The organism is Rhodococcus sp. NKCM2511, from assembly GCF_014905595.1.
GTDB classification, from domain to species: Bacteria; Actinomycetota; Actinomycetes; order Mycobacteriales; family Mycobacteriaceae; genus Rhodococcoides; species Rhodococcoides fascians.
This window is the reverse complement of sequence record NZ_BNHJ02000002.1, coordinates 416,553-441,642: the sequence shown is the minus strand read 5'-3', so window position 1 is coordinate 441,642 and position 25,090 is coordinate 416,553. Positions and strand designations below refer to the sequence as shown.

The following is a 25,090-nucleotide window of genomic DNA, read 5'->3' as shown; positions in this document are numbered from 1 at the left end:
CGTGAGCGAGCTTCGAACTATCGCCGGCCGGGTTGTGTGCGAGACCGAGGTCAAGAGATCGCGGTTCGTCACCGTGGTGGACAGGGCGAGCACCGAGGCCGACGCTCGCGCGGTCATCGCTGCGGCACGTAAAGCGGATCCGACTGCCGGACATCACTGTTCGGCATTCATCGTCGAATCCTCGGCTGCAGGCATCGTTGTCGTCCACGAAGACTCGACCCACCGCATCGAGCGATCCAACGACGACGGCGAACCGAGCGGCACGGCAGGAACGCCGATGCTCGAGGTGTTGCGCGGTCATGGGCTGACCAACGTGGTCGCGGTGGTCGGCAGATATTTCGGCGGCACCAAGCTCGGTACCGGCGGATTGGCCCGCGCGTACGGCGGTGCGGTCACCGAGGCACTTGCCCAGGCTCGGTTTCTCACCCGAGAGCGACGCGACGTGCTGACCCTCGAACTCGACCACGCCGAGGTGGGACGGGTCGAATCGGAGTTACGCGGACACGGGGCCTTGGTGCTCGATACCGCCTACGACACTCGAGCCGTGCTCACCGTCGCCGTCGCAGACGCCGATTCGACTGCAGCGCTGTTGGCGTCGCTCACCGCCGGACGGGTGGTGCCGGCTCTCGGTGGGCACGTTTACGTAGAAACAACCGAGTAGCACACCGGTCCGACACGAGTGGCGTCATGACCAGCCGATCCTGGACGTTCATCCACAGGCTCAGCGGTTGTCCACATTTCGCGAACACGTCCGTCACGGGCGGCTCCGGCGTAGCAGTGTCGATCTCGATCGCAATCACGCGACATTCATCGAGAGGAAGACACCATGTACGAAGCTCAGTGCGCTGTTGTGGGCACCGTCATCACCAATCCCGTCAAGCGCTCCACGCCCACCGGCGACGAGGTCCTCAGCTTCCGGATGGCGAGCAATGCCCGACGGCAGGACCGCAACACCGGTGAATGGACCGACGGCGGCACCCTCTATCTCACGGTCACGTGCTGGCGTCGACTCGTGCGCGGCGTCGGCGCATCGTTGATGAAGGGCGATCCGATCATCGCCTACGGACAGCTGCGCACCAACGAATACACCAATCGCGACGGCGTCGAACGATCCGACCTCGAGATGCGGGCCAGCGCCGTCGGGCCGGACCTTGCGCGCTGCAACGTGGCAATCCATCGGACCAGGACGGTCGCGCCCGAAGTACCTGCAGACGAGGCACTCACCGACGACGATCGGGGTGCCGCCGAACCACCGGAGGACGAGCCGGATCGCGATCGAATCGGTGACGACGTCCGCGAGGCGGTACCCGCCTGACGGCCCGCCGACGTCCGTCGTCCCCGGTGGATGCAACCCGCGCACGACCGCGGACGACGGATGTGGGCTCGGCGCGGACTCGGTCGATGGTGTTCCGACGCGGCCGCACCGATAAGCTGGGCGGCATGGCTGAATTCATTTACACCATGAAGAAGGTGCGCAAGGCGCACGGCGACAAAGTCATCCTCGACGACGTGACGATGAGCTTCTACCCGGGAGCGAAGATCGGCGTCGTCGGCCCGAACGGCGCCGGTAAGTCGAGCATCCTCAAGATCATGGCGGGAATCGATCAGCCCGGAAACGGTGAGGCGTTTCTCGATCCCGGTGCCTCGGTCGGCATCCTCATGCAGGAGCCGATTCTCGACGACACCAAGACCGTTCGCGAGAACGTCGAGGACGGTCTCGGCGAGACGATGGTCCAGCTCAAGCGCTACAACGAGATCGCCGAGCTGATGGCAACCGACTACTCCGACGAGCTCATGGAAGAGATGGGCGAGCTGCAGGAAAAGCTCGACCACGCCGACGCCTGGGAGATCGACTCCCAGCTCGAGCAGGCGATGGACGCGCTGCGCTGCCCGCCGCCCGAGTCCCCGGTCACCAACCTCTCCGGTGGTGAGAAGCGTCGCGTGGCCCTGTGCAAGCTGCTGCTCAGCAAGCCCGACCTGCTGCTGCTCGACGAGCCGACCAACCACCTCGACGCCGAGAGTGTGCTGTGGCTCGAGCAGCACTTGGCCGCCTACGCCGGTGCCATTCTCGCCGTGACTCACGATCGATACTTCCTCGATCACGTCGCGCAGTGGATTTGCGAGGTCGACCGCGGTCGACTGCACGCGTACGAGGGCAACTACTCGACTTACCTGGAGCAGAAGGCAGCGCGCCTCGAGGTCTCGGGCAAGAAGGACCAGAAGCTGCAGAAGAGGCTCAAGGACGAACTCGCCTGGGTTCGCTCCGGTGCCAAGGCTCGTCAAGCCAAGAGCAAGTCTCGTCTCGCGCGCTACGACGAGATGGTGGCCGAGGCCGAGAAGACCAGGAAGCTCGACTTCGACGAGATCCAGATCCCCAACCCGCCGCGCCTCGGCGATGTCGTGGTCGAGGTCAAGAGCCTGGACAAGGGCTTCGACGGCCGCGTGCTGATCAAGGATCTGTCGTTCACGTTGCCGCGCAACGGAATCGTCGGCGTCATCGGACCCAACGGTGTCGGCAAGACGACGCTGTTCAAGACCATCGTCGGGCTCGAGGAGCCGGACGGCGGCGAGGTGAAGATCGGGCAGACCGTCAAGCTCAGCTACGTCGACCAGAACCGCTCGGGCATCGACTCGAAGAAGACGGTCTGGGAAACGGTCTCCGACGGCCTGGACTTCATCACCGTGGGCAACTCGGAATTCCCGTCGCGCGCGTACATCAGCTCGTTCGGATTCAAGGGCCACGATCAGCAGAAGCCCGCCGGAGTTCTCTCCGGCGGTGAGCGCAACCGTCTCAACCTGGCAATGACGCTCAAGCAGGGCGGCAACCTGATCCTGCTCGACGAGCCGACCAACGACCTCGACGTCGAGACACTCGGATCGCTCGAGAACGCGCTCGAGGAATTCCCCGGTTGCGCCGTGGTCATCTCGCACGACCGGTGGTTCCTGGACCGCACCTGCACCCACATCCTGGCGTGGGAAGGCGGCTTCGGAGACAACGAGGCTGCCTGGTACTGGTACGAGGGCAACTTCGAGGGCTACGAGGCCAACAAGGTCGAGCGGCTCGGCCCCGACGCGGCGCGTCCCCACCGCGTCACGCACCGGAAGCTGACCCGAGACTGACATGTCGGCACAGACCTTCACCTGCACACTTCAGGTGCGGTGGGGTGATTCCGACCGCCTCGGGCACGTCAACAACACCCGGTTCGTCGAGTACCTCCAGGAAGGCCGCGTTCAGTTTCTGAACGCGGTCCTGGGGGGCTCGAAAGGTCGCGGCGCGGTGGTGGTTCGTACGTTGACCACCAACTTCCTGCACCCGATCCTGGACGACTCCGGCCCGCTGGTGATCGAGCTGTGGATCACTCGTATCGGAACCACCTCGTACGGCGTCCGGCACGTCGTCACCGATCGAAACGGAACGGTGTGTGCAGACGCGGAGGCACTGATGGTGGCCTTCGACCTCGACACCTCCTCGTCCAGGCCGCTGCGCGAACACGAACGAACTGCACTGAGCGAGTATCTCCACAGCGATTCGTCGTGACTGCCGGATCGGCCTGACGCGCTGGTTCCCGAGATCTCTGCGGTTGCGGGGTCACCCGCACTAGGGTCGAGGGGTCATCGACGACCGGCGATCGGCGGGCGTCGGGAAATCCTCACGAAGGAGTACTCGAAAACAATGTCACGCTCGCTTGACCTGACCGACGACGACTGGGCCGACGGGCTCGACGACAGGCTTGTGGCCGAGTTGGCGACATTGCGTACGGAGTATTTCGAGCACACCGACGCCACTGCGGTCGCAGTGTCCGCGCATACCCCCGACATCACCTCTTTTCGGCGGCACGTTCGGCTCGCCGCAGAGCGGCTGCCGGGGACGGCGAATGTGGCGGTCCACCGACCGAACGAGTCTGCAGCACAGCAGGGTGCGGGAAGCTACCTACAAATCGTCACCGACGATATGCCGTTGCTGGTCGAATCGATCATGTCGCTGCTCTCGCGTCTCGGCATCGAATACACCGACGTGGTCCATCCCATTCTCTCCGTCGATCGGAACGCAGAAGGAGTGCTCGTCGGGCTGAGCTCGGCCGGCATCGCCGAGTCCTGGATACACGTGCAGCTGCACCCGTCCACCTCCGACGATGCCGTCGCGCAGTTGGAAGAGGAGACGAGTCGAGTACTCGCCGATGTGCGTCAGGTCGTCGGCGACACCGACGAGATGCGTCGCGTGCAGGCTGCCGTGGCCGATCGGTTGGACGGTGTCGCCGCAGCGTCCGGCGACACCGACTCCGAACCAGCCGTCGCACACCGGGATGCGGCTGCCTTGCTGCGTTGGCTGGGCGACGGCCATTACACCTTGCTGGGTTACCGCAGATACACGATCGACGGTAGCGACGGCGACCGAACCGCAACCGGTGTGGAATCGAGCAGCCTGGGTGTGCTGCGCGATGCCGGTCAACATGGAGACGGACCCGAACCGGTCGGTGAGCGCGATCTGGTTGCTCTGACGCAGGGGCCGAACCCCGCCACGGTCCATCGTGCTGTCTACCCCTATTTCGTCAGTGTGATCGACGCCGACGACTCCGCCGAGCATCGATTCGTCGGTGTCTTCACCGTCACCGCGCTGCACGAGAACGTCCTCGACATTCCGGTGATCGAGCGTCGAGTGCGGTCGGTGATCGCCAAGGCCGGCCATGATCTCGGGTCCTTCTCCGGCCAGGCCATGCTCGAGGTGCTGCAGTCGATGCCGCGGTCGGAACTGTTCGCGACCTCTGCTTCGTGGCTGTTCGAAACGGCGAGTGCTGTTCTGGCGCTGGGTCGCCGGCGCAAGGTCAAGCTGTTCGTGCGACCCGATGCGAGTGGGTCCTTCGTCAGTGCTCTGGTGTACCTGCCGCGAGATCGCTACACCACTCGCGTCCGACTCGCGATCCAGGACCGACTGCTCCGAGAGCTCGGTGGTACCTCGCTCGACTACACCGCACGCGTCACCGAATCGGATCTCGCGCTGCTGCACGTGACGGTGCGCCGCGCACCGGGCACCGTCTCTCCCCACCTGTCCGCCGACGACATCACCCGGATCGAAGCGGCGCTGACCGAGACCACCCGGACGTGGGAGGACTCGTTGGGTGACGCCGTGTCCCTCGACCGAGCCGTCGACCCGGCGCGCATTCAGCGCTACACCGAGGCTTTTCCCGAGGCGTACAAGCAGGACTTCAGTCCGGCCAGGGCCGTCACGGACATTGCCCGCCTCGAAGCACTCGGCGACGAAGCGATCGACATGCAGCTCTACCGAAACGAGCGTTCGGCCGTGGGGAGTTGGCGCTTCTCGCTGTACATCGGCGGTGCGGGCGTATCACTGTCCCAGGTGTTGCCCATTCTGCAGAGTCTCGGTGTGGAGGTCGACGACGAGCGGCCGTACCCGGTGGTGCGTCCGGACGGAATGTCTTGCTGGATATACGATTTCGGTCTCTCTGCCTCGCGTGAGATGTTGCGCTCGGCCATCGACGGGGACCTCGACGCCGAGCTGTCCGAGGCAGGCACGGCCGATCGCGAGAGCCGGGTCCAGCATCGATTCACCGACGCATTCGCGGCCGTGTGGAGCGGCGCGGCAGAAGCGGATCGTTTCAACGAACTGGTGATGCGTGCAGGTCTGCACTGGCGGCAGGCCGTGGTGTTGCGTGCATACGCCAAGTACCTGCGGCAGGCGGGTTTTCCCTACAGTCAGTTCAACATCGAGGGCGTCCTCCTGGCGCATCCGCGTACCGCGCGGCTGCTCGTCGGACTGTTCGAGGCGCAGTTCGACCCCGAGACCAGTGCCGAGGCGGACGCGCAGGCCATCGGAACCCAGCTCGGCGAGCTGATCGACGAGGTCGTCAGCCTCGATGCCGACCGCATTCTGCGCAGCATGTTCGAGCTCATTCGAGCGACGTTGCGCACCAACCACTTCGTGGTGGGATCCGACGGTGCACATCGCCCGTACCTCTCGCTCAAGTTCGACCCGCAATCCATCGCAGAGCTGCCCAAACCGAAGCCCACGTTCGAGATCTTCGTGTACTCCCCGCGCGTCGAGGGGGTGCATCTGAGGTTCGGTGCGGTGGCCCGAGGCGGGTTGCGCTGGTCCGATCGACGGGAGGACTTCCGGACGGAGATTCTCGGGCTCGCCAAGGCTCAGATGGTCAAGAACGCAGTCATCGTGCCCGTCGGGGCCAAGGGTGGATTCGTCGTCAAGCGTCCTCCGGTGACCACCGGTGAAGCCGACCGAGATCGACAGGCATACGCCGAGGAAGGCAAAGCCTGCTACCGACTGTTCATCGCCGGGTTGCTCGACATCACCGACAATCTCGACCGCGCTACCGGGTCGGTATCGGTACCTACCGGGGTGGTGCGCCGCGACGGAGACGACACCTACCTCGTCGTCGCGGCGGACAAGGGCACCGCGACCTTCTCCGACATGGCCAACGGCATCGCTGCCGAGTACGGATTCTGGCTCGGTGACGCCTTCGCGTCCGGTGGATCCGCCGGATACGACCACAAAGCCATGGGAATCACCGCCAAGGGTGCGTGGGAGAGCGTCAAGCGGCACTTCCGTGAGCTCGGGATCGACACTCAGAGTCAGGATTTCACGGTCGTCGGCGTCGGCGACATGAGCGGAGACGTATTCGGTAACGGCATGCTGCTGAGCCGACACATTCGATTGCTCGCGGCGTTCGACCACCGGCACATCTTTCTCGACCCCGACCCCGATCGGGAGTCGTCGTTCGCCGAGCGGGAGCGCTTGTTCGCCCTGCCGCGGTCGTCGTGGGCGGACTACGACACCTCGCTCATCAGTGCCGGCGGAGGGGTGTGGGAGCGGACCCGCAAATCCGTACCCATCAGCGCCGCAGCACGTTCGGCCCTCGGGTTGGACGAATCGGTTGCTGCACTGTCACCACCAGAGTTGGTGAACGCGATCCTGAAGGCTCCCGCGGATCTGCTGTGGAACGGCGGAATCGGCACCTACATCAAGGCATCCAGTGAGAGCAACGCCGAAGTCGGCGACAAGGCTAACGACGCAGTGCGGGTCGACGGCGTGGATGTGCGGGCGGCCGTGGTGGGGGAGGGCGGAAACCTCGGTGCCACCGCACTGGGCAGGATCGAGTACGCCGCAGCCGGCGGCAAGATCAACACCGACGCCGTCGACAACTCGGCGGGCGTCGACTGTTCCGATCACGAAGTCAACATCAAGATCCTGCTCGAGACTGCCATCACCAACGGAAACCTGGCGCGCGAAGACCGCGATGAGCTGCTTGCGTCCATGACCGACGAGGTCGGGCGATTGGTGTTGTGGGACAACATCATGCAGAACGAGTTGCTCGGTACGTCCAGATTCGACGCACCCCATCTGGTGACGGTGCACAGCCGAGTGATCGAGGATCTGGAGACGCGTCGAGGGCTCGATCGGGAGCTCGAGGCTCTGCCCACCGAGGCCGATCTCCGTCGTCGCAAGCAAGACGGGCGTGGACTGACGTCGCCGGAACTCGCGACGTTGATGGCGCACGTGAAATTGGCACTGGAAGCTGAACTGCTCGACAGCGAGCTTCCCGACAGCGACGTCTTCGCCCCCCGGCTACCCAAGTATTTCCCCGAGCCACTGCGGGATCCGTACGCAGATGCCATCAAGGCGCATCCGCTACGGCGTCAACTGGTGGCGACGACGCTGGCCAACGAGGCCATCGACTGTGGCGGAATCACCTACCCGTATCGGTTGACCGAGGACTCCGGTGCCGCAGGCACCGACGCCATCCGGGCATTCGCCGCGGCCACCGAAATCTTCGGCCTCGACGAGGTGTGGGATTCGATTCGCGCGGCAGACGTACCCACCGCAGTGTCGGCCGAGCTGCTGCTCGAATCGCGTCGCATGCTCGATCGAGTATCCCGGTGGCTGTTGGCCAATCGGCCGCAGCCGTTGGCGGTCGGGGCCGAGATCAGTCGCTATGCCGGGCAGGTTCGCGCTCTGCAGCCGCGGGTCGCGTCGTGGATCTCCGGTCACCAGGCGGTCGATTTGGACCGGCGTTCGGGGGCCGCGATGGAACGAGGTGCTCCGGCCGAGCTGGCACGTCGGATCTACGGCTTGCTCGACGTGTATTGCCTGCTCGACATCATCGATATCGCCGACATCGTCGACCGGGACGGGGCGGAGGTGGCCGAGCTCTACTTCGCGCTCGACGCACACATCGGCATCGACTGGTTGCTCACCGCGGTCTCGAAGCTTGCCCGCGGCGATCGATGGCATTCGTTGGCGCGCTTGGCTCTTCGTGACGACCTGTACGCCTCCCTTCGCGGAATCACCAAGGCCGTGTTGGCCGCGGGCGAACCGGACGAGTCGGTCACGGAGAAGATCGCCGAATGGGAATCGACCAATTCGTCGCGGTTGGCCCGCTCGCGTGCAGCGCTCACCGAGATCGCCGAGACGGGGACGCTGGACCTGGCCACACTCTCGGTTGCCGCCCGACAGGTGAGAAACATGGTTCCCTGACAGCATGGAACTTTCGTTCGATCGAGAAGAGGTAGTAAGCGCGTGAGTGTGCCCGACGACCATCTGTCCGACAAGCGACCCGCCACCGAGCGGGTGGGCTTTCACGCCGCTGTGGATGTGCGGTGGTCGGATATGGATGTGTATCAACACATCAACCACGCGCGAATGGTGACGTTGCTCGAAGAGGCGCGGATCCCGTGGCTGCTGGTGGACGGCAGGCCGACTGCGAATCTGCGTCACGGTGCCGTCATTGCCGATCTGCACGTGAAGTATCGCGGGCAGCTGCGACACGAGGACGGACCCCTCGACGTCTTCATGTGGATCGATGCGGTCCGCGCGGTGGACTTCGTCGTGGGGTACGAGGTGCGGGCACGCGGGGCGTCGCTGGATACGCCGGCAGCGGTGGTGGCGTCGACGCAGATCGCGGCGTTCGACATCGATGCGCAGCGACTGCGTCGGCTCACTCCCGCCGAGCGCGAGTTCCTGGTGAGTTGGCAGCGTGTATGAGCGCGTTCTGACCGTTCCCGATGCGGTCGAGCGGGAGAACCTCCAGACGTTCTGCAGCAGGGCATTGCGCTTGGACGAGGCTGCTGTCGTTCGGTTGCGCACTCGGGCCGGCGGGGGCGTGTCGTGTTGGGCGGCAACCGGTTTCGATGCGCTGGCCGCGCGGGTGATTGCGGGAACCATCGTGCCCGACGACACCAGTGCGGGTGCCGATGTGTTGGTGTCCGCTCTGCAGAACGCGGACGACGGCGTGATCGACCCGGGTTTCTCGATGGACTCCGCCTGGCGTGGCACCCTTCCTCCCGACGGCGGATTCGAGCATCTCGACGACGTCCCCGCGCGGGTGCTCATCGGACTCGCACAGCGCGGTGCCGCACTGGCGAAGGAACACGGCAGCAGTCACGGGCCGCCGAGCTCGTTGCTCGAACAGCAGGTGTTGCACGTGACGGGTGACGGCGACGACGTCTCGGTCACGATGCGCACTGTATTCGCTTTGACTGCAATGGGTTTCGTGCCGCACGACGGTAACGATCCGTTGACGATCGACGTCGACCCGGAGAGGATCGCCGCCGCAGAGGTGGTGCGAGTACGCGCCACCAAGGTGTGGTTGCGCCTCGATGCCAGGTTCGGGTCGGTGTTCGTTCGCCGCCCGGGCCAACAGTTGTCGCTCACCGTCGAACGCTGAGCGTGGCCGGTCGGCCGGTTCGGATGAGCCGGCCGGCCGGCCGGCTCAGACGAGCCAGGCGGCCGCGTTCGCGGGAAGCATCCCGTCGACCAGCGGAGTGCTGGTCAGCAACACTTCGCCGGGTGGGAGTGGGATCGACTCGTCGGAGGCGTTGAGGGCGCAGATCAAGCCCCCGCGGCGCCGGAAGGCCAGGCACCCGGGAGGGGCACCGTACCAATCGATTCCGCCGCCGGTGAACTCCGGCCGCAGGGTGCGCAATTCGAACGCCGTGCGGTACAGGCTGAGCATCGAATCGACCTCTTCGAGCTGCGCCTCGGCGGTCAGCCCCTTCCACTCCGGCGGCATCGGCAACCAGGTGCGATCGGTGGTGGAGAACCCGAACGGAGGGGCATCACCCTCCCACGGCATGGGGACTCGGCAGCCGTCGCGTCCGCGCTCGGTGTGCCCGGACCGCTCCCACACCGGGTCCTGCAGGGCGCTGTCGGGCAGCTGCACGTTCGGTAGCCCGAGCTCGGCACCGTTGTATACGAAAATTGTTCCAGGAAGGGCCAATTCGACGAGAATCATGGCCCGGGCCCGGTGGTAGCCCAGGTCTCCGTCGCCGTATCTGGTGACCTCGCGTTCGACGTCGTGGTTCGACAGTGTCCACGTCGGGGTGCCGCCGACCAGTTCGACGGCCGCGAGCGAGTTGGAGATCGCATCGCGGATGGTCTCGGCGTCGAAATCGACACTGGCCAAGCGGAAGTTGAAGCCCAGGTGCAGCTCGTCGGGGCGGATGTATTCGGAGAACCGGACGTTGTCCTGGACCCAGATCTCGCCGACCGTCACCGCGTGGGGGTATTCGTTCATGACGGCTCTGATGCGGCGGTGCAGTTCGTGGACTCGGGGGTTGTTGAACCGGGGATCGTCGTCGTCGTTCTTCATCAGTGCGTTGAACTCGAGGCTCATGTCGGCCAACTCGGCAGGTTTTGCCATGCCGTGGGCGACGTCGAGTCGAAATCCGTCGACGCCTCGGTCCAGCCAGAATCGAAGTGTGCGCGCGAAGTCGTCGAAGACCTCGGGGTTGTCCCAGTTCAGGTCCGGTTGTTCGGGCGCGAAGATGTGCAGGTACCACTGACCGGGGGAGCCGTCATTCTCGTCGACTCGCGTCCAGGCGGGACCCCCGAAGATGCTCGGCCAGTTGTTCGGCGGCTGCGAACCGTCGTCGCCGAGCCCGTCGCGAAAGATGTAGCGCGCTCGCTCGGCGCTGCCACGAGGGGCGTTCAGAGCCGCCTGGAACCACCGGTGTTGGTCACTGGTGTGATTGGGCACCAGATCCATCGTGACCTTGATGTCGCGGGCGTGCGCCTCGTCGAGCAACGCGTCGAAGATCTCGAGACTGCCGAACATGGGGTCGATGTCTCGGGGGTCGGAAACGTCGTAGCCGTGATCGGCCATGGGCGACCGCGTGATCGGTCCGATCCAGATGGCGTCGATACCGAGCAATTCGAGGTAGCCGAGCTTGTCTCTGATGCCGTCGAGATCACCGATTCCGTCACCGTTCGCATCTGCGAACGACCGGGGATAGATCTGGTAGAAGACGGCGTCCTGCCACCACGACAACTCGGTGCTTTCGATCGGATCGGTCACAACTGGCAATAGTGCCAAACGAATGGGCTGCGAACGATTCGAGGGCGCTGAGGTGCTACCTGCACCCGGTCGAGGCGGACCATCCGAAAGTAAAGGATTGTGCTCATTCACATGACCGACACGTATCCCCACGTTTGGAAAGTGTTGTATGTTCTGCAACGTGAAACGTGTCGCGGCCGGTGCCGCGCCCGACGGTGAGGACGCGACGACACCATGAGAACCTCGACCATTGCTGTGCGGCTGGAAGATATTTCGCTCTCCGACAGTCCCATCGAACCCACGTGGATCCTCGAGGGAAACCCGCGGGCGCGCGTCGCGGAGTGGTCCAGAAGCACCGACGGCACCACGACCACCAATGTGTGGGATTGCACGGCCGGTCGCTTTCGGTGGTACTTCGCAGTCGACGAGATCATCCACATCATGGACGGGTCGGTCGTGGTGTCCAGCGAAGACCACGCGCCCCGGACTCTGGTCGCCGGCGACGCAGCGTTGTTCCGGGCCGGCACATGGTCGGAGTGGCACGTCGAGAACTACGTGCGCAAGCACGCCATCTTGCGGCAGCACCTGCCCGCGCCGCTGAGCTTCGTGCTCGGGGTAGCCGACTCGCTCCGCCGCCGGCTCGGCCGCCTCCGAGGTGGCGCAGCGGGCCTGCGGCGAGGCGCATCGCTGTAGTTCGTGACGCTGTAGTTCGTGACGCCGTAGTTCGTGACGCCGTAGCTCTCAGATTGCCGAGTTCATCATCGAATTGGCGGCCATCTCCATGTAGTCGACGAGTTGCGTTCGGTGCGCAGAATCCAGGACGGCTGGGTCGATCGAGGCGATCGCGATGTGCATGCATCGAAGCCAGGCGTCACGTTCGAGCGGCCCGATCCGAAACGGGTTGTGCCGCATCCGCAGTCGTGGATGACCACGTTCGTCGGAGTACGTACGAGGCCCGCCCCAGTACTGCTCGAGGAACATTCGCATCCGCCGTTCGGCCGGTGCCAGGTCCTCCTCTGGATACAGGGGCCGCACGATCTCGTCCTTGGCCACTTCCTCGTAGAACTTCGCCGTGAGCAACCGGAACGTCTCCGCACCGCCGACCGCGTCGTAGAACGTCTGCTGCGGTTCGGTCATCACACTCTCTCTGTTCGTTCCTCGTCGGCGTCGGTCACGCTCATTGTCCCTCAGCTGCTGCTCTCGACTGCAACCCCACCCGGACGGCCCAGCGCGTACGGGGCTTTGATACCGGCATCGTCGAACGACTGCAGGATGTCGCGGTGGAGGCGACGCTGCACCGCCCATTGGCGGCCGGGTCGGGTCTTGATCGTGATTCGGATGGTCACGGTATCGGCGCTGACGGCATTGACGCCGAGCATCTCCGGGGGTTCGAGGATGTCACTGTCGAAGTCGCCGGAGTCCACGACCTCGTTGGTGGTTCTCTCGGCCACCGCGCAGGCCTCGTCGATGTTGGCCGTGTGGGAGACGGGGAGGTCGAGGACAGCTACCGCGAACCCTTGGCTCATGTTGCCCACCCGCAGAACTTCACCGTTTCGGCAGTACCACACGGTGCCGTTGACATCTCTGATCGTGGTGACGCGCAATCCCACGCTTTCGACGGTGCCGATCGCCTCACCGAGATCGACGACGTCGCCGACCCCGTACTGATCCTCGAGAAGCATGAAGATTCCGGACAGGAAGTCGCGGACGAGGTTCTGCGCACCGAAACCGAGGGCGACACCGACGATCCCCGCCGACGCGATGAACGGGGCGACGTTCACACCCACGACGTCGAGCACCGACAGCACGAACCAGGTCAGGATCATGACCGACACCGCAGATCGGAGTACCGAACCGATCGTGTTGGCCCGCTGTCTGCGCCGTTCGTTGAGTATCTCGCCCTTCACCGTTCCCGAGGACCGGTCGCGTAACGGCCGGAGAAGTGCAGGTGATCGGCCGGCGTCGTGTCGAGTGAAGCGGTCGATCATTCGGTGCAACACGAGCCTGAGCACGATCGCCAGAACCAGATAGCCGAGGATCTGCAACGGACGGTCGACCAGCCAGTCGCGTCCGGTGTCGGTCAGTTCGAATGCTCGGGTGTCGAGCTCTCGCAGCAGCGAAGGTTCGGGTAACGGCGATACGGACAGAAGGGTTGATACAGCCACCCGAAAAGTCTACGGAGACACAGAAATCTTGCCAGTCGCGCAGCGCATAGCGGTATCGATCCTCGAACTCGCCGATCGGAAACCGGAATGTTCACCGATCGGCAACAGAAAATGCGCAGAAAAAGGCTGTGCGCGGGCGGTGTATTCGTGTTCCACTGTGAACCGTGTTCCACGCAAGCCATGCGCGGGCGCCGACACTCCCTGGAGTAATGCATGAAGAACTCTCAACACCGCCACCGACAACTCCCGCCCACTGAGGGCCGCACCACGCACGACCAGCGTGAGACGGCCTCGGGGGCTTCTCCGCTGCGCGTGGTGCCGACGGCCCACAACGCCACGGGCGACGACGCCGTGCCGGCGTGGGTCAAGCGCCGTGTGCTGCTCCTCAACGCAACTTTCGAACCACTGACCGCGCTTCCGATGCGCCGGGCGGTGGTTCTTCTCGTTTGCGGCAAGGCCGACGTGATCCACGACGATCCGGAGGGGCCTTTCATCCGGTCGGCCGATTACTCCGTCCAGGTGCCGTCGGTGATTCGATTGCGCACGTTCGTCCGAGTTCCCTATCGAGCGCGGGTGCCGATGACGCGCGCGGCACTGATGCATCGCGACAGATTCCGCTGCGCCTATTGCGGCAGCAAGGCCGAGACCGTCGATCACGTCGTGCCTCGCAGCCGCGGCGGCGGCCACTCGTGGGAGAACTGCGTGGCGTGCTGCGCCTCCTGCAATCACCGCAAGGCGGACAAGCTGCTCAGTGAGATCGGGTGGACGTTGCGAGCCCAGCTCGTGCCGCCGAAGGGCCCGCATTGGCGTCTGCTGGCGACTACGAAGGAGTTGGACCCGAGCTGGTTGGCATACCTCGGTGAAGGTGCTGCCTGACTGTCGGCCGTTGGCTCTTTTCGGTCACAACACCGGCCCCGACGTGGTCCGACGGGCAATTGTCGACTAACGTCACACCCCGTGAGCATTTTGGAGACCACGCTGATATTCGGGGTGATTCCGGTTGCGGTGATCGGAATCGTCGGCGCGCTGTCCTACTTGACCGATAAGCAGCCGGGGATGGACGTCGCTCCGTACCGGCTGACGGACGAGTGGACGCGCGAGCCATTGCTGTGGAGCGCTACGGACGAGGTGACTCCGTTCGGAGGCCACGGATCGCACGACGCGGACACAGCCGATTCGATCGGAGGTGCTGCAAGTGGCAAGTGGTGAACTGGTACGTGGCGGTGACATCCGAGAAGAGGACCTGCCGTTCGGGGCTGCGCTGACGGCGAGTGGTCGCGTATCGGTGGCACACGAGTTCGGCACGCCGAGCCCGGAGCACCTGCCTTTCGCGACGCAGGATCTGGTCGCGCTCGACGACGCACTGAGCGAGGCGACCCGGAAGACGAAGATTCGGTTCAACATCTACGTCGGTGACCTGGGAGTCGATCCGGCTGCGGGAGCGGATTCGGTCTTCCCCGGCACCCCCGATGCGATTCGTTCGGTTCTGATCGCTGTCGACCCCAACCGGCACGCGCTCGAGATCCGCACCGGAAAGCGGGTCTCGAACCGTGCTACCGATCGGGTTGCTCAGCTCGGCGTCACCGCTGCGCTCGGCCCGTTCCGCGACGGCAACCTCATCGACGGTCTCGTGACCTCGGTCCGCGTGATGGCAGCATCCATCCTCGCGCCGTAGCTCGTCGCGCTCCATCCCCGTAGTTCTCGGCCGGCGGTCCCGGCGACGACGAGGGCCGGTTGCATCTCACCTTCGCGGGTGAGACGCAACCGGCCCTCGTCGTATGTGTACCTGCGATCAGCCGGCGTCGTATGCCCGGGCCGCGAGTGCCCGAACGACTCCGGCGCGGCCTTCGACCACCAGTCGGCGCAGAGCGGGTGGAAGGTCGCCATCGAGGAATCTGTCGGCTGCGGCCAACGACTGCTCGCTGATCGACCACGATGGGTAGAGGCCCACCACGACGGTCTGTGCGACTTCACTCGATCGACGAGCCCACACGCCGTCGATCGCCTCGAAGTAGCGGTCGACGTACGGCTCGAGCAGTTCGCCCTGGCCGGGGCCCGCGAAACCACCGATGATCGACCGCGCCGTGATGTTCGGAACCGCGTCGTCGTCGACGACGGTCGTCCATGCCCGCTCCTTCACCTCGGCACTGGGACGCGCAGCTCGTGCCGCGGCAGCCGACCGCGCTCCGGCGGCGGTGTTGTCCTTCTCGGCTTCCGCATCGATGACCGGCGAATCGAGCCCCTCGGCATCGATGGCTCCGGCCGCCGCAAGAGCGGTGACGATGCGCCACCGCAGATCCGTATCGATGTCGAGTCCGGCCAAGGACTGCCCCTGGGCGTCACCGTCCAGGAGAGCGCGCAATACGTCGACATGGCGCTCGCTGAGTTCGGTACCGGTGAGGGCGTTGACGAACGCCAACTGGTGATCCGAGCCCGACTCGGCACCGCGGGCCAGCTCGAGCACTGCGTCGGCGAACTCCGGGACTCCGTGTTCTGCCGCCCACGCCGGATCGGCGTAGCTGGTGACAGCCGTCTGCGCCTGGAGCAGAAGGCGTTGCACCACACCCACTTCGGTCTCGCTACCGATTCCGCGCTGGACCAGAGCCACGAAGTCGCGTGCCTTCATCTCGGCGGACCGAGTCATTTCCCATGCGGCCGACCAGGCGAGAGTGCGGGGGAGCGACTCGGCGATGTCGCCGATCCGATCGACGAGAACACCGAGCGAATCCGGATCGAGCCGCACTGCGCAATACGTCAGGTCGTCGTCGTTGACCAGCACGAGCTTGCCGCGCGATACACCTACGAGCGCTTCGACATTCGTCGATTCGGCAGCATCGAGGTCCAGCTCGACGCGGTCGGTACGCACCAACTTGCCGTCGACGTCGTCGTAGATGCCGATCGCGATGCGGTGTACGCGATGCTCGCCCGCGCCCGGTGCTGCCCCGGTCTGCGACACTGCGAACCGGGTGAACCTGCCCTCCGAGTCCACATCGAAATCGGGGCTCAGAGTGTTCAGGCCGGTGGTCCGCAGCCACTGCGCACCCCAATCGGAGAGATCGCGACCCGATGACTTCTCCAGTGCCGCAAGCAGATCCGAGAACGTTGCGTTGGCGAACGCGTGATCGACGAAGTAGGCCCGCAACCCGGCCAGGAAGTCTTCCTTACCGACGTACGCAACCAGCTGCTTGAGCACGCTGGCACCCTTGGCGTACGTGATGCCGTCGAAGTTGACCTCCACGGCGGCCAGATCGGGGATGTCCGCGGCGATGGGGTGCGTCGAGGGCAGCTGGTCCTGTCGGTATGCCCAGGCCTTCTCGACGTTGGCGAACGTCGTCCACGCGTTGGTGTACTCGGTCGCCTCGGACTGGCACAACACGGAGGCGAACGTCGCGAAAGACTCGTTGAGCCACAGGTCGTCCCACCACGTCATCGTCACCAGATCGCCGAACCACATGTGCGCCATCTCGTGCAGCACGGTCTCGGCGCGTCGCTCGTAGGAGTACCGCGTCACCTTGGACCGGAAGACGTAATCCTCGAGGAACGTGACGGCCCCGGCGTTCTCCATGGCACCGGCGTTGAATTCTGGCACGAACAGCTGGTCGTACTTGCCGAACGCATACGGGGTGCCGAAGTTCTCGTGGTAAAAACCGAAACCCTGCTTCGTCTCGGTGAACAGTCGCTCGGCATCCATGTGTTCGGCAAGCGATGCGCGGCAGTAGATTCCGAGAGGGATGGTGCCGTGATCGTCGGTGTACGAATCGGTCCACTCGGCGTAGGGACCGGCGATCAGGGCAACCAGATACGTGCTCATCAGCGGCGTCGTGTCGAACACATGCTCACCTGCGGCCGGCTCGGCACCGTGCGCTGCGTTGGAGATGACGGTCCAGCTCTCGGGAGCGGTGACCTTCAGATCGAACGTGGCCTTGAGATCGGGTTGATCGAAGCACGCGAACATGCGCTTGGCGTCCGCAGTCTCGAACTGCGAGTACAGGTACACCGAACCGTCCGACGGATCGACGAAACGGTGCAGGCCTTCGCCGGTGTGCGAGTAGACGCAGTCGGCATCGACCACGAGCTCGTTGTGTTCGGCGAGATCGACCAGAGCCAGCCCCGTCGACTCGTCGTAGTTCGTCGTGTCGAGCGCTGTGCCGTTGAGCGTCGCCGACCGGATGGTGCCTGCGACGATGTCCACGAAAGTCGACGCTCCGGCGGTCGCGGCGAACGTGATGGTGGTGAGCGAGCGGAACGTCTTCTCGCCGGGATTGCCCTCGCCGTCGGTGAGATCGAGAACGATCGCGTACTTCGTTTCCCCGATGATCGCCGAGCGCTCGGAGGCTTGGTCACGCGTCAGGTTGGGAGCAACCACTTCAGTCGACACCTCTTCGTGTAGTTATGGGTAGTGCCGTCCATCCCATCACGTCCGCCGTGTCGCGCGCTGGCTGACGGGTCGCGTGGAATGTCCGCGCGGTTGCCGGGTGTTACGACATGAAGAGACAGCGACATCGACTTTCGAGGAGCAGACAGTGGCCGGTTCAGGACAGAAAGACACCGCTGATTTTTGGTTCGACCCGCTGTGCCCATGGTGCTGGATCACCTCACGTTGGATTCTCGAGGTCCAGCAGGTGCGCGACATCGACGTCAACTTCCACGTCATGAGCTTGGCCGTCCTCAACGAGGGCCGCGACCTGCCCGAGGAGTACGCCGCGATGATGAAGAAGGCGTGGGGTCCGGTGCGGGTGGCGATCGCCGCGGCGAAGAGCAACGGCGACCAGATCCTCGCGCCGCTGTACGCGGCCATGGGCACGCGAATCCACAACGAGGGCAACAAGGATTTCGACGTCGTCATCCGAGAGTCCTTGGCCGAACTCGACTTGCCCGCCGATCTCGCCTCGGCAGCCGAGAGCACCGATTACGACGAGGACCTGCGCACCAGCCACCACGCAGGAATGGACAAGGTCGGCCCCGATGTGGGCACTCCCACCATTCACGTCAACGGCGTGGCGTTCTTCGGCCCTGTGCTCTCGCGGATTCCACGCGGTGAAGAGGCAGGCAAGTTGTGGGACGCGTCGGTGATCTTCGCGGCGTACCCGCACTTCTACGAGCTCAAGCGCACCCGCAACGAGGACCCGCAGTTCGACTGATCGCGAGACCCTCGTGCGTGGAAACTCGTAGCAGGAGCCGAGGTTTCACGCACGAGGGGCCAGTTCACGCACGAGGGGCCAGTTCGCGCACGGGGGATCAGGCGACGATTCGATCCGAGCCGCTGTCGGTGCCGAACGTCAGATGCTCGCCCAGATGGAAGCGCCTGGCCGACCACGCCGCTGCGGCGGCATCGAGGACGTCGTCGACGAGCGGCCCGCTCGGCAGGTCGTCCAGATCGAGAGCCCCGGTCCATCGGGTCAGTGCGGCCAACCGTTGCCCGACGCCGCGGCCGGTCTTCTTCGATGCGTAGACCGTGGTCGGTGACATCGCCCTGAACGAGCATTCGGGATGCACTTCGACGTACCGTTCCGGATCGAAGTCCGAATCTCGCCACGCCCGGACCGCGGGCAGGATGTGCCACGTTTGTTTACTGATCGCCTTGCCGGTCCTCGACCGCGAGATCGAGCACGCCTGTTCGTACGACACCGCGCCCAGAACATCCGCGACCGGGGTGTGAAAGATCGAACTGCGCGCCGTCCCCAGGAACTTCTTCGCCTCCAGTTCGCTGACGCGATAACCGTCCACGGGTAGCGACAGCGGCATGTCGACGCCCACTCGCGCGCAGTCTCGGGTGTGCTCCAACACGTCGGAGACGGAGGAGCAGGCCGTCCACGTCACTCTCGTGCCGTCGAACAATGCGACCACCCACGCACCCTTCGCGCCGTCGACACCGGCGAATTTCTCGGCTCGTGACATCACCTGTCAGACTCTAGGCATGCGCGTATACCTGGGTGCCGACCACGCCGGCCTCGAGTTCAAGAATCAGATCATCGAACACCTGACGGCAACCGGGCACGAGCCCGTCGACTGCGGTGCTTTCGACTACGACCCCGTCGACGACTACCCGGCCTTCTGCATCGACGCAGCACGTCGCGTCGTCGCCGATCCGGGCAGTCGCGGCCTCGTGGTCGGCGGATCCGGAAACGGCGAGCAGATCGCCGCGAACAAGGTGCCGGGCGCACGCTGTGCCCTCGCGTGGAGCGTCGAGACGGCAAAGTTGGCTCGCGAACACAACGATGCGCAGCTCATCGGCATCGGCGGCCGCATGCACACGTTGCCCGAAGCACTGGCCATCGTCGACGCGTTCCTCGGCGCCCCGTTCTCGGGCGAGGAGCGCCACCAGCGTCGCATCGACATCCTGTCCGAGTACGAGCGCAGCGGCGAAGCACCCGAGGTTCCGGGAAAGCCCGAGTAAGTGCCCGAAGGGCATACCCTGCACCGACTCGCTCGGTTGCATCAACGTCGGTTCGGCGGGGCACCGGTCGAGGCGAGCAGTCCCCAGGGACGGTTCGTTTCCGGTGCCGCGCTGATCGACGGCCTCGTCCTCGAGAAGGCCGAGGCGTGGGGCAAGCATCTGCTGCACCGCTACGAATCCGACCTGATCGTGCACATTCACCTCGGCCTGTACGGGAAGTTCACCGAACACGCTGTGCCACTGGATGATCCGGTCGGCGCGGTGCGTCTGCGCATCGTGGGGGAGAAGTACGGTGCCGACCTGCGCGGCCCGACGGCCTGCGAGATCTACACCGAGCAGCAGGTCGACGCCCTCCTGGCGCGTCTGGGGCCGGACCCGCTCCGCAAGGACGCCGACCCGGATGCGGCCTGGGCACGAATATCCAAGTCACGCACGGCCATCGGCACGTTGCTGATGGATCAGAAGGTGCTCGCCGGCGTCGGCAACGTCTACCGCGCCGAGATCCTCTTCCGGCACGAGATCAACCCGATGCGGCCCGGAAAGGACCTCGACCGAGCCGAGTGGGACGCCATCTGGCTCGATCTCGTGGACCTCATGGCCATCGGTGTCCGACGCGGTCGCATCATCACCATCCGGCCCGAGGACGATCACGGCGACACCTACGGTGCCCGCCGACCGCGTTCGTACGTCTACCGCAGGGAAGGCCTTCCGTGCCGCGTGTGCGGAGCCGAGATCCTGCACTCGACGATGCAGGCGCGAAACCTGTTCTGGTGCCCCGTCTGTCAGGCGACGTAGGGCCGGCGAGCTAGAACCCGCCGAAATCCCCTCCGCCTCCGCCGCCGTCGAAGAAGCCACCGCCGTCTCCGCTGTCGAAGAAGCCGCCGCCGTCATTGCCGTCGTAACCTGCTCCGGCGTCGCCACCGTCGTAATTGTCACCAGCACCCCCGTCGGAACCGTCCGCACCCAGGTCGCCACCCGCTGCGGTCTCGTCCGGAACCCCGGCCATGCCGGAGAACATCGCCGAGAACAGGAACATCGAGCCCATTCCCCATGCGCCGGCGACCAAGGCCGGACGCCACCACGGCTCGGAGTACCAGCCTGCGGGGACGGGTCGGCCCGCCACCCGTCCGCCGGGGTAGTAGTTCGGGGTCCGGTCCGACGGTTCCGGTGAGGCCGCGATCTCTCGTCCCTCGAAGTCGACCTTGCGTTCCTCGGTGACACGGCCTGCCTGCTGTTGGCCGTCGATGCCCTGCACCTCGGGGCCCGGGTCCATGCCCATCGCCAGGCGCGCTGCGCGAATGTAATAGAGCCCTTCCAACGCGGTCTGCTTGGCCAGCCTCGCCTGTTCGACGGTTGTCGCCTGGTCGATTTGCGAGCCTGCTGCGATATTGCGCTCGGATGCGTCGGCGAGGGCCTGCTTGGATGCGGTGTCGGAGCCGACGAGGTTGTAGACCTGGCCGCCGAGCCGTTCGATCGACTGGCGGGCGTCGGCCTTCGCATCGGCCAGTGCGGTGGCCGCGGCTGCGGCGGAGTTCTTCTTGCTGCGAAGCACCAGCAGTGCCACTACGGCCACGACGATGACGATCAGGACGATTTCCACTTCTGAGCCTTCCATCGGCGATACATGTCCAGTTCGTCCGATTCACTCGAACACTGTCGACGATACGCGGACACGAAAAAGCCCCGCACTCGTGAAGTGCGGGGCTTTCGATGGAGCCGATGACGAGAATCGAACTCGCGTAGCCTGTTTGGAAGACAGGGGCTCTACCATTGAGCTACATCGGCGTGCAAACAACAGTCGTGGGATCGCCAGTTCCGTCGCCTGCGTTTCAAGACTGTACCCAAAGCGGTTGCCGGATTCCAAACCGGCCCGTCGAGCCCGGTCTCACGGAACGTCATGGGTGGGGCGCCCATGAGGGGCTACTATCGGTTGCTGTTCAATGGTGTCCGTACGACGGGGTGTGGCGCAGCTTGGTAGCGCATCCGCTTTGGGAGCGGAGGGTCGCAGGTTCAATTCCTGTCACCCCGACAAATGAGAGCCGCGGGCACGGCTCACCGTGCTCGTGGCGAGCGGAAGACAGCAAGCCAGAACTGCCAGCAAGCAAGAATCACCACAAAGGAGCATGTCCCGTGAAGAGCACCGTCGAGCAGCTGAGCCCGACGCGAGTCCGTATCAACGTTGAGGTGCCCTTCGAGGAGCTCAAGCCTGATTTCGACCGCGCGTACAAGGCTTTGGCTCAGCAGATCCGCCTCCCCGGATTCCGTCCCGGCAAGGCTCCGGCCAAGTTGCTCGAGGCGCGAGTCGGCCGTGGTGCAGTACTCGAGCAGGTCGTCAACGACGCTCTTCCCTCTCGCTACTCCGAGGCCGTGACCAACGAGAAGGTCAAGGTCATCGGCCAGCCCGAGATCGAGATCACCAAGATCGAAGACGGCACCGAGCTCACGTTCACCGCCGAGGTCGACGTGCGTCCCGAGATCGAGCTGCCGGATTACTCGACCATCAGCGTCGTCGTCGATCCGCTCGAGATCAAGGACGAAGCCGTCGACGAGCAGCTGCAGTCGCTCCGTCAGCGTTTCGGAACCCTTACCGGTGTCGATCGCCCGGTTCAGTCCGGCGACTTCGTGTCCATCGATCTCTCGGCCACGGTCGACGGCGAGAACGTCGAAGAGGCCACCGCGAGCGGACTGTCCCACGAGGTCGGCTCCGGTCAGCTCATCGAGGGCCTCGACGACGCGATCATCGGCGTCTCGGCCGGCGAGTCGAAGGAGTTCACCTCCACGCTCGTTGCCGGTGAGTACGCGGGCAAGGAAGCCGTCGTCACGGTCAAGGTCGTCTCCGTCAAGGAGCGCGAGCTGCCCGAGGCCGACGACGAGTTCGCCCAGCTCGCCAGCGAGTTCGACACGTTCGACGAGCTGCTCGCAGACCTGAAGACGCGCGTCGAGCGAGTCGCGAAGGTCGAGCAGGCCGGTCAGATCCGCGACAAGGTGCTCGAGACGCTGCTCGAGACCCTCGAGATTCCGGCTCCCGAGGCCGTCGTCAAGGCCGAGGTCGATTCCCAGGTGCACGAGGCCATCCACGGCCTCGATCACAACGAGGAAGCGCTCGCCGAGTTGCTCGAGTCGCAGGGTTCGAGCCGCGAGGAGTTCGACAAGGACGTCAAGGAGGGTGCTGAGAAGTCGGTGCGCACCCAGCTCCTCCTCGACGCCATCGCCGAGGCCGAGAACACTCAGGTCGGCCAGGACGAGCTGACCGAGCGGATCATCTTCCAGGCCCAGCGCTACGGCATGCCGCCCGAGCAGTTCATCCAGCAGGTGCAGCAGGCCAACCAGCTCGGTGCCGTGTTCGCCGACGTCAAGCGCGGCAAGGCGCTTGCCTCGGTCGTCGAGCGCGTCACCGTGACCGACACCAACGGAGCCAGCGTCGACACCGCCGAGCTGTTCGGCAGCCCTGCCGATGCTCCCGACGAGGTCGAAGCAGCTGATTCTTCCGAGGGCGAACAAGAGAAGTAACGCTCACAGCGAACGACGGCGGTTCCGGGACTCCGGAGCCGCCGTCTTTCGTTAGTGTCTGTGTCAGGAACCAACGATTTGTTATGGAAAAGGCAGGTACCGTGACTGTTCAGAATCCGGCGGCTTCGCACGAGCAGAGTCCCGTCATGACTTCGGCCGCAGCAGGGCTGAATCTCAGCGACTCCGTGTACGAGCGTCTGCTTCAAAACCGCATCATTTTCCTCGGTACCCAGGTCGACGACGACATCGCCAACAAGTTGTGCGCGCAGATCCTGCTCCTGTCGGCCGAGGACCCCACCCGCGACATCTCGCTGTACATCAACTCGCCCGGTGGCTCGGTCACCGCAGGTATGGCGATCTTCGACACCATGGAATTTGCCGAGTGCGATATCGCCACCTACGGGATGGGCCTGGCTGCCTCGATGGGCCAGTTCCTGCTCTCGGCCGGCGCGAAGGGCAAGCGGTACGCCCTGCCGCACGCGCGCATCATGATGCATCAGCCTTCGGCCGGTATCGGCGGCAGCGCTTCGGACATCGCGATCATGGCCGAGCAGTTCGCGCACACCAAGCGTGAGATGGCCGAGCTCATCGCTCAGCACACCGGCCAGACCGTCGAGCAGATCACCGAGGATTCCGACCGTGACCGGTGGTTCACGGCACAGGCGGCCAAGGAATACGGGTTCGTGGATCACGTCGTCAGCCGCGCGCGGCAGGCCGGCGGAGTCGGCGAGTAATTCGGCCGCTACCGGCGACCCTCGATCACTCACATCTTGGAGAAACGATGACAAACCTGTTCGATCCCAACCAGTTGCCGTCCTCGCGGTACATCCTTCCGTCCTTCGTCGAGCACTCGAGCTACGGCGTCAAGGAGTCGAACCCGTACAACAAGCTGTTCGAGGAGCGCATCATCTTCCTCGGCGTTCAGGTCGACGATGCGTCTGCCAACGACGTCATGGCACAGCTGCTGGTGCTCGAGGGCCTCGACCCCGACCGTGACATCACGATGTACATCAACTCACCCGGTGGCTCGTTCACCTCGCTGATGGCCATCTACGACACGATGCAGTACGTCCGCGCCGACGTGGCGACAGTGTGCCTCGGCCAGGCGGCTTCGGCTGCCGCGGTACTGCTCGCAGCCGGCACCCCCGGCAAGCGCGCGGCTCTGCCGAACGCACGAGTGCTGATCCACCAGCCCTCGAGCGGCGGAATCCAGGGCCAGGTCTCGGACCTCGAGATCCAGGCCGCCGAGATCGAACGTATGCGTCGACTCATGGAGACCACCCTCGGCCGCCACACCGGCAAGGATCCCGACGTGATCCGCAAGGACACCGATCGCGACAAGATCCTCACCGCCGAGCAGGCCAAGGACTACGGCATCATCGACACCGTGTTCGAGTACCGCAAGCTCTCGGCTCAGAAGTAGCACGCAAGTACCACCGGTCGGATCGCCTCGCGGTCCGGCAGACGATCGGACGCCGGGCACGAGTGGACAACTCGGCCCGGCTGTCTCGATTCACGCCCCGAATGCCGTGATTGGTGAAAACGGGCGGCGAATCACCGGAAACAACCCGCCCATGTTCGGCGAACACGGGTAGCGTCGCATCCAAGAACTCGGTCGGAGCATCTCGAACTCGGCATGCCATCGATCGAGAAGTAGCCCGTCCTTCCGCGTATGCGGTCGGCCGGGTCGTACGCGGACAAGGAAGTAGGAACCT

23 protein-coding genes and 2 tRNA genes are annotated in these 25,090 nt (G+C 64.7%); 18 read left to right on the top strand and 7 right to left on the bottom strand.

Translation table 11 applies throughout. From position 1 onward, the window contains the following. The first annotated feature begins 1 nt into the window (after position 1). The 7 genes from JLZ96_RS18735 to JLZ96_RS18705 all read left to right on the top strand — a co-directional run bounded on the left by JLZ96_RS18735 (position 2) and on the right by JLZ96_RS18705 (position 9,695). Positions 2 to 661 carry a YigZ family protein gene (locus tag JLZ96_RS18735; protein ID WP_094644329.1) on the top strand — a complete coding sequence of 220 codons (660 nt, stop codon included), beginning with the start codon at positions 2 to 4 and terminating at the stop codon, positions 659 to 661. A 165-nt stretch (positions 662 to 826) separates the two neighbouring features. Continuing rightward, complete coding sequence (gene ssb / locus JLZ96_RS18730; protein WP_094644328.1) at positions 827 to 1,315, top strand: single-stranded DNA-binding protein; 489 nt, start codon at positions 827 to 829, stop codon at positions 1,313 to 1,315. A gap of 125 nt (positions 1,316 to 1,440) precedes the next feature. Then, positions 1,441 to 3,120, top strand: coding sequence for an energy-dependent translational throttle protein EttA (ettA, locus tag JLZ96_RS18725; protein WP_032368469.1), 1,680 nt, complete (start codon positions 1,441 to 1,443; stop codon positions 3,118 to 3,120). A 1-nt stretch (position 3,121) separates the two neighbouring features. Then, positions 3,122 to 3,538: a thioesterase family protein gene (locus JLZ96_RS18720; RefSeq protein WP_027497596.1), complete on the top strand. Its 417-nt coding sequence runs from the start codon at positions 3,122 to 3,124 to the stop codon at positions 3,536 to 3,538. 135 nt (positions 3,539 to 3,673) lie between these two features. Next, positions 3,674 to 8,506 (top strand): NAD-glutamate dehydrogenase, encoded by a 4,833-nt coding sequence (locus JLZ96_RS18715; protein ID WP_201010941.1) that lies wholly within the window; start codon positions 3,674 to 3,676, stop codon positions 8,504 to 8,506. Between the two features lie 42 nt (positions 8,507 to 8,548). Further along, the gene (locus JLZ96_RS18710) at positions 8,549 to 9,013 is read left to right on the top strand and encodes a thioesterase family protein (RefSeq protein WP_045841282.1); all 465 of its coding nucleotides are present in this window, start codon (positions 8,549 to 8,551) and stop codon (positions 9,011 to 9,013) included. Beyond that, entirely contained in the window at positions 9,006 to 9,695 is a 690-nt protein-coding gene (locus tag JLZ96_RS18705) for a hypothetical protein (protein ID WP_094644326.1), read from the top strand. The genes JLZ96_RS18710 and JLZ96_RS18705 overlap by 8 nt, the downstream gene beginning before the upstream one ends. Positions 9,696 to 9,740: 45 nt before the next feature. Here the strand turns inward: JLZ96_RS18705 and JLZ96_RS18700 are convergent, their stop codons facing one another. Then, positions 9,741 to 11,342 carry a glycoside hydrolase family 13 protein gene (locus tag JLZ96_RS18700; RefSeq protein ID WP_374758053.1) on the bottom strand — a complete coding sequence of 534 codons (1,602 nt, stop codon included), beginning with the start codon at positions 11,340 to 11,342 and terminating at the stop codon, positions 9,741 to 9,743. A 195-nt stretch (positions 11,343 to 11,537) separates the two neighbouring features. Here JLZ96_RS18700 and JLZ96_RS18695 point away from each other — a divergent pair, with 195 nt between their 5' ends. Beyond that, on the top strand, positions 11,538 to 11,996 hold the full coding sequence (locus JLZ96_RS18695; protein WP_201010939.1) for a cupin domain-containing protein: 459 nt from the start codon (positions 11,538 to 11,540) through the stop codon (positions 11,994 to 11,996). A 48-nt stretch (positions 11,997 to 12,044) separates the two neighbouring features. Here the strand turns inward: JLZ96_RS18695 and JLZ96_RS18690 are convergent, their stop codons facing one another. Next, the gene (locus JLZ96_RS18690; RefSeq protein ID WP_027497590.1) at positions 12,045 to 12,440 is read right to left on the bottom strand and encodes a globin; all 396 of its coding nucleotides are present in this window, start codon (positions 12,438 to 12,440) and stop codon (positions 12,045 to 12,047) included. A gap of 50 nt (positions 12,441 to 12,490) precedes the next feature. Then, the gene (locus JLZ96_RS18685) at positions 12,491 to 13,450 is read right to left on the bottom strand and encodes a mechanosensitive ion channel family protein (protein ID WP_045841372.1); all 960 of its coding nucleotides are present in this window, start codon (positions 13,448 to 13,450) and stop codon (positions 12,491 to 12,493) included. 231 nt (positions 13,451 to 13,681) lie between these two features. Between JLZ96_RS18685 and JLZ96_RS18680 the strand changes: the two genes are divergently transcribed. The 3 genes from JLZ96_RS18680 (at position 13,682) to JLZ96_RS18670 (ending at position 15,143) form a co-directional block, all read left to right on the top strand. Then, positions 13,682 to 14,344, top strand: coding sequence for an HNH endonuclease (locus JLZ96_RS18680; protein ID WP_174557300.1), 663 nt, complete (start codon positions 13,682 to 13,684; stop codon positions 14,342 to 14,344). Between the two features lie 81 nt (positions 14,345 to 14,425). After that, on the top strand, positions 14,426 to 14,677 hold the full coding sequence (locus JLZ96_RS18675) for a hypothetical protein (RefSeq protein WP_027497587.1): 252 nt from the start codon (positions 14,426 to 14,428) through the stop codon (positions 14,675 to 14,677). After that, a complete protein-coding gene (locus JLZ96_RS18670) occupies positions 14,664 to 15,143 on the top strand; it encodes a DUF5130 family protein (protein WP_032368213.1) in 480 nt (159 codons plus the stop codon). The genes JLZ96_RS18675 and JLZ96_RS18670 overlap by 14 nt, the downstream gene beginning before the upstream one ends. A gap of 117 nt (positions 15,144 to 15,260) precedes the next feature. Here JLZ96_RS18670 and pepN read toward each other — a convergent pair whose 3' ends face one another. Next, on the bottom strand, positions 15,261 to 17,834 hold the full coding sequence (gene pepN / locus JLZ96_RS18665; RefSeq protein ID WP_201010938.1) for an aminopeptidase N: 2,574 nt from the start codon (positions 17,832 to 17,834) through the stop codon (positions 15,261 to 15,263). Between the two features lie 157 nt (positions 17,835 to 17,991). On the opposite strand from pepN, the gene JLZ96_RS18660 reads away from it, so the two are divergent. Continuing rightward, a complete protein-coding gene (locus JLZ96_RS18660; protein WP_027497584.1) occupies positions 17,992 to 18,609 on the top strand; it encodes a DsbA family protein in 618 nt (205 codons plus the stop codon). Between the two features lie 97 nt (positions 18,610 to 18,706). Here the strand turns inward: JLZ96_RS18660 and JLZ96_RS18655 are convergent, their stop codons facing one another. Continuing rightward, the gene (locus tag JLZ96_RS18655) at positions 18,707 to 19,366 is read right to left on the bottom strand and encodes a DUF429 domain-containing protein (protein WP_201011034.1); all 660 of its coding nucleotides are present in this window, start codon (positions 19,364 to 19,366) and stop codon (positions 18,707 to 18,709) included. Positions 19,367 to 19,385: 19 nt separating this feature from the next. Here JLZ96_RS18655 and JLZ96_RS18650 point away from each other — a divergent pair, with 19 nt between their 5' ends. Both JLZ96_RS18650 and JLZ96_RS18645 read left to right on the top strand, forming a co-directional pair. Continuing rightward, positions 19,386 to 19,865 carry a ribose-5-phosphate isomerase gene (locus JLZ96_RS18650; RefSeq protein ID WP_201010937.1) on the top strand — a complete coding sequence of 160 codons (480 nt, stop codon included), beginning with the start codon at positions 19,386 to 19,388 and terminating at the stop codon, positions 19,863 to 19,865. Next, a complete protein-coding gene (locus tag JLZ96_RS18645; RefSeq protein WP_032368209.1) occupies positions 19,866 to 20,660 on the top strand; it encodes an Fpg/Nei family DNA glycosylase in 795 nt (264 codons plus the stop codon). A 10-nt stretch (positions 20,661 to 20,670) separates the two neighbouring features. Here JLZ96_RS18645 and JLZ96_RS18640 read toward each other — a convergent pair whose 3' ends face one another. Together JLZ96_RS18640 and JLZ96_RS18635 are read right to left on the bottom strand one after the other, a co-directional pair. After that, entirely contained in the window at positions 20,671 to 21,465 is a 795-nt protein-coding gene (locus JLZ96_RS18640; protein WP_201011033.1) for a DUF1542 domain-containing protein, read from the bottom strand. A gap of 111 nt (positions 21,466 to 21,576) precedes the next feature. Continuing rightward, a tRNA-Gly gene (locus tag JLZ96_RS18635) sits at positions 21,577 to 21,650 on the bottom strand. Between the two features lie 170 nt (positions 21,651 to 21,820). On the opposite strand from JLZ96_RS18635, the gene JLZ96_RS18630 reads away from it, so the two are divergent. The 4 genes from JLZ96_RS18630 (at position 21,821) to JLZ96_RS18615 (ending at position 24,798) form a co-directional block, all read left to right on the top strand. Continuing rightward, a tRNA-Pro gene (locus JLZ96_RS18630) sits at positions 21,821 to 21,894 on the top strand. 101 nt (positions 21,895 to 21,995) lie between these two features. After that, positions 21,996 to 23,375, top strand: coding sequence for a trigger factor (tig, locus tag JLZ96_RS18625; protein WP_032368208.1), 1,380 nt, complete (start codon positions 21,996 to 21,998; stop codon positions 23,373 to 23,375). Between the two features lie 83 nt (positions 23,376 to 23,458). Further along, positions 23,459 to 24,109, top strand: a complete 651-nt coding sequence (locus JLZ96_RS18620) for an ATP-dependent Clp protease proteolytic subunit (protein ID WP_072692168.1) — start codon at positions 23,459 to 23,461, stop codon at positions 24,107 to 24,109. A 47-nt stretch (positions 24,110 to 24,156) separates the two neighbouring features. Further along, a complete protein-coding gene (locus JLZ96_RS18615; protein WP_008715342.1) occupies positions 24,157 to 24,798 on the top strand; it encodes an ATP-dependent Clp protease proteolytic subunit in 642 nt (213 codons plus the stop codon). Positions 24,799 to 25,090: the final 292 nt, after the last annotated feature.

What these genes read in the sequence shown, in the direction of transcription:
- JLZ96_RS18650 (WP_201010937.1), top strand. Translation starts at nt 19,386, where the DNA reads ATGCGCGTATACCTGGGTGCCGACCACGCCGGCCTCGAGTTCAAGAAT.
- ssb (WP_094644328.1), top strand. Translation starts at nt 827, where the DNA reads ATGTACGAAGCTCAGTGCGCTGTTGTGGGCACCGTCATCACCAATCCC.
- JLZ96_RS18620 (WP_072692168.1), top strand. Translation starts at nt 23,459, where the DNA reads ATGGAAAAGGCAGGTACCGTGACTGTTCAGAATCCGGCGGCTTCGCAC.
- JLZ96_RS18680 (WP_174557300.1), top strand. Translation starts at nt 13,682, where the DNA reads ATGAAGAACTCTCAACACCGCCACCGACAACTCCCGCCCACTGAGGGC.
- ettA (WP_032368469.1), top strand. Translation starts at nt 1,441, where the DNA reads ATGGCTGAATTCATTTACACCATGAAGAAGGTGCGCAAGGCGCACGGC.
- JLZ96_RS18615 (WP_008715342.1), top strand. Translation starts at nt 24,157, where the DNA reads ATGACAAACCTGTTCGATCCCAACCAGTTGCCGTCCTCGCGGTACATC.
- JLZ96_RS18695 (WP_201010939.1), top strand. Translation starts at nt 11,538, where the DNA reads ATGAGAACCTCGACCATTGCTGTGCGGCTGGAAGATATTTCGCTCTCC.
- JLZ96_RS18655 (WP_201011034.1), bottom strand. Translation starts at nt 19,366, where the DNA reads ATGTCACGAGCCGAGAAATTCGCCGGTGTCGACGGCGCGAAGGGTGCG.
- JLZ96_RS18715 (WP_201010941.1), top strand. Translation starts at nt 3,674, where the DNA reads ATGTCACGCTCGCTTGACCTGACCGACGACGACTGGGCCGACGGGCTC.
- JLZ96_RS18720 (WP_027497596.1), top strand. Translation starts at nt 3,122, where the DNA reads ATGTCGGCACAGACCTTCACCTGCACACTTCAGGTGCGGTGGGGTGAT.
- JLZ96_RS18690 (WP_027497590.1), bottom strand. Translation starts at nt 12,440, where the DNA reads ATGACCGAACCGCAGCAGACGTTCTACGACGCGGTCGGCGGTGCGGAG.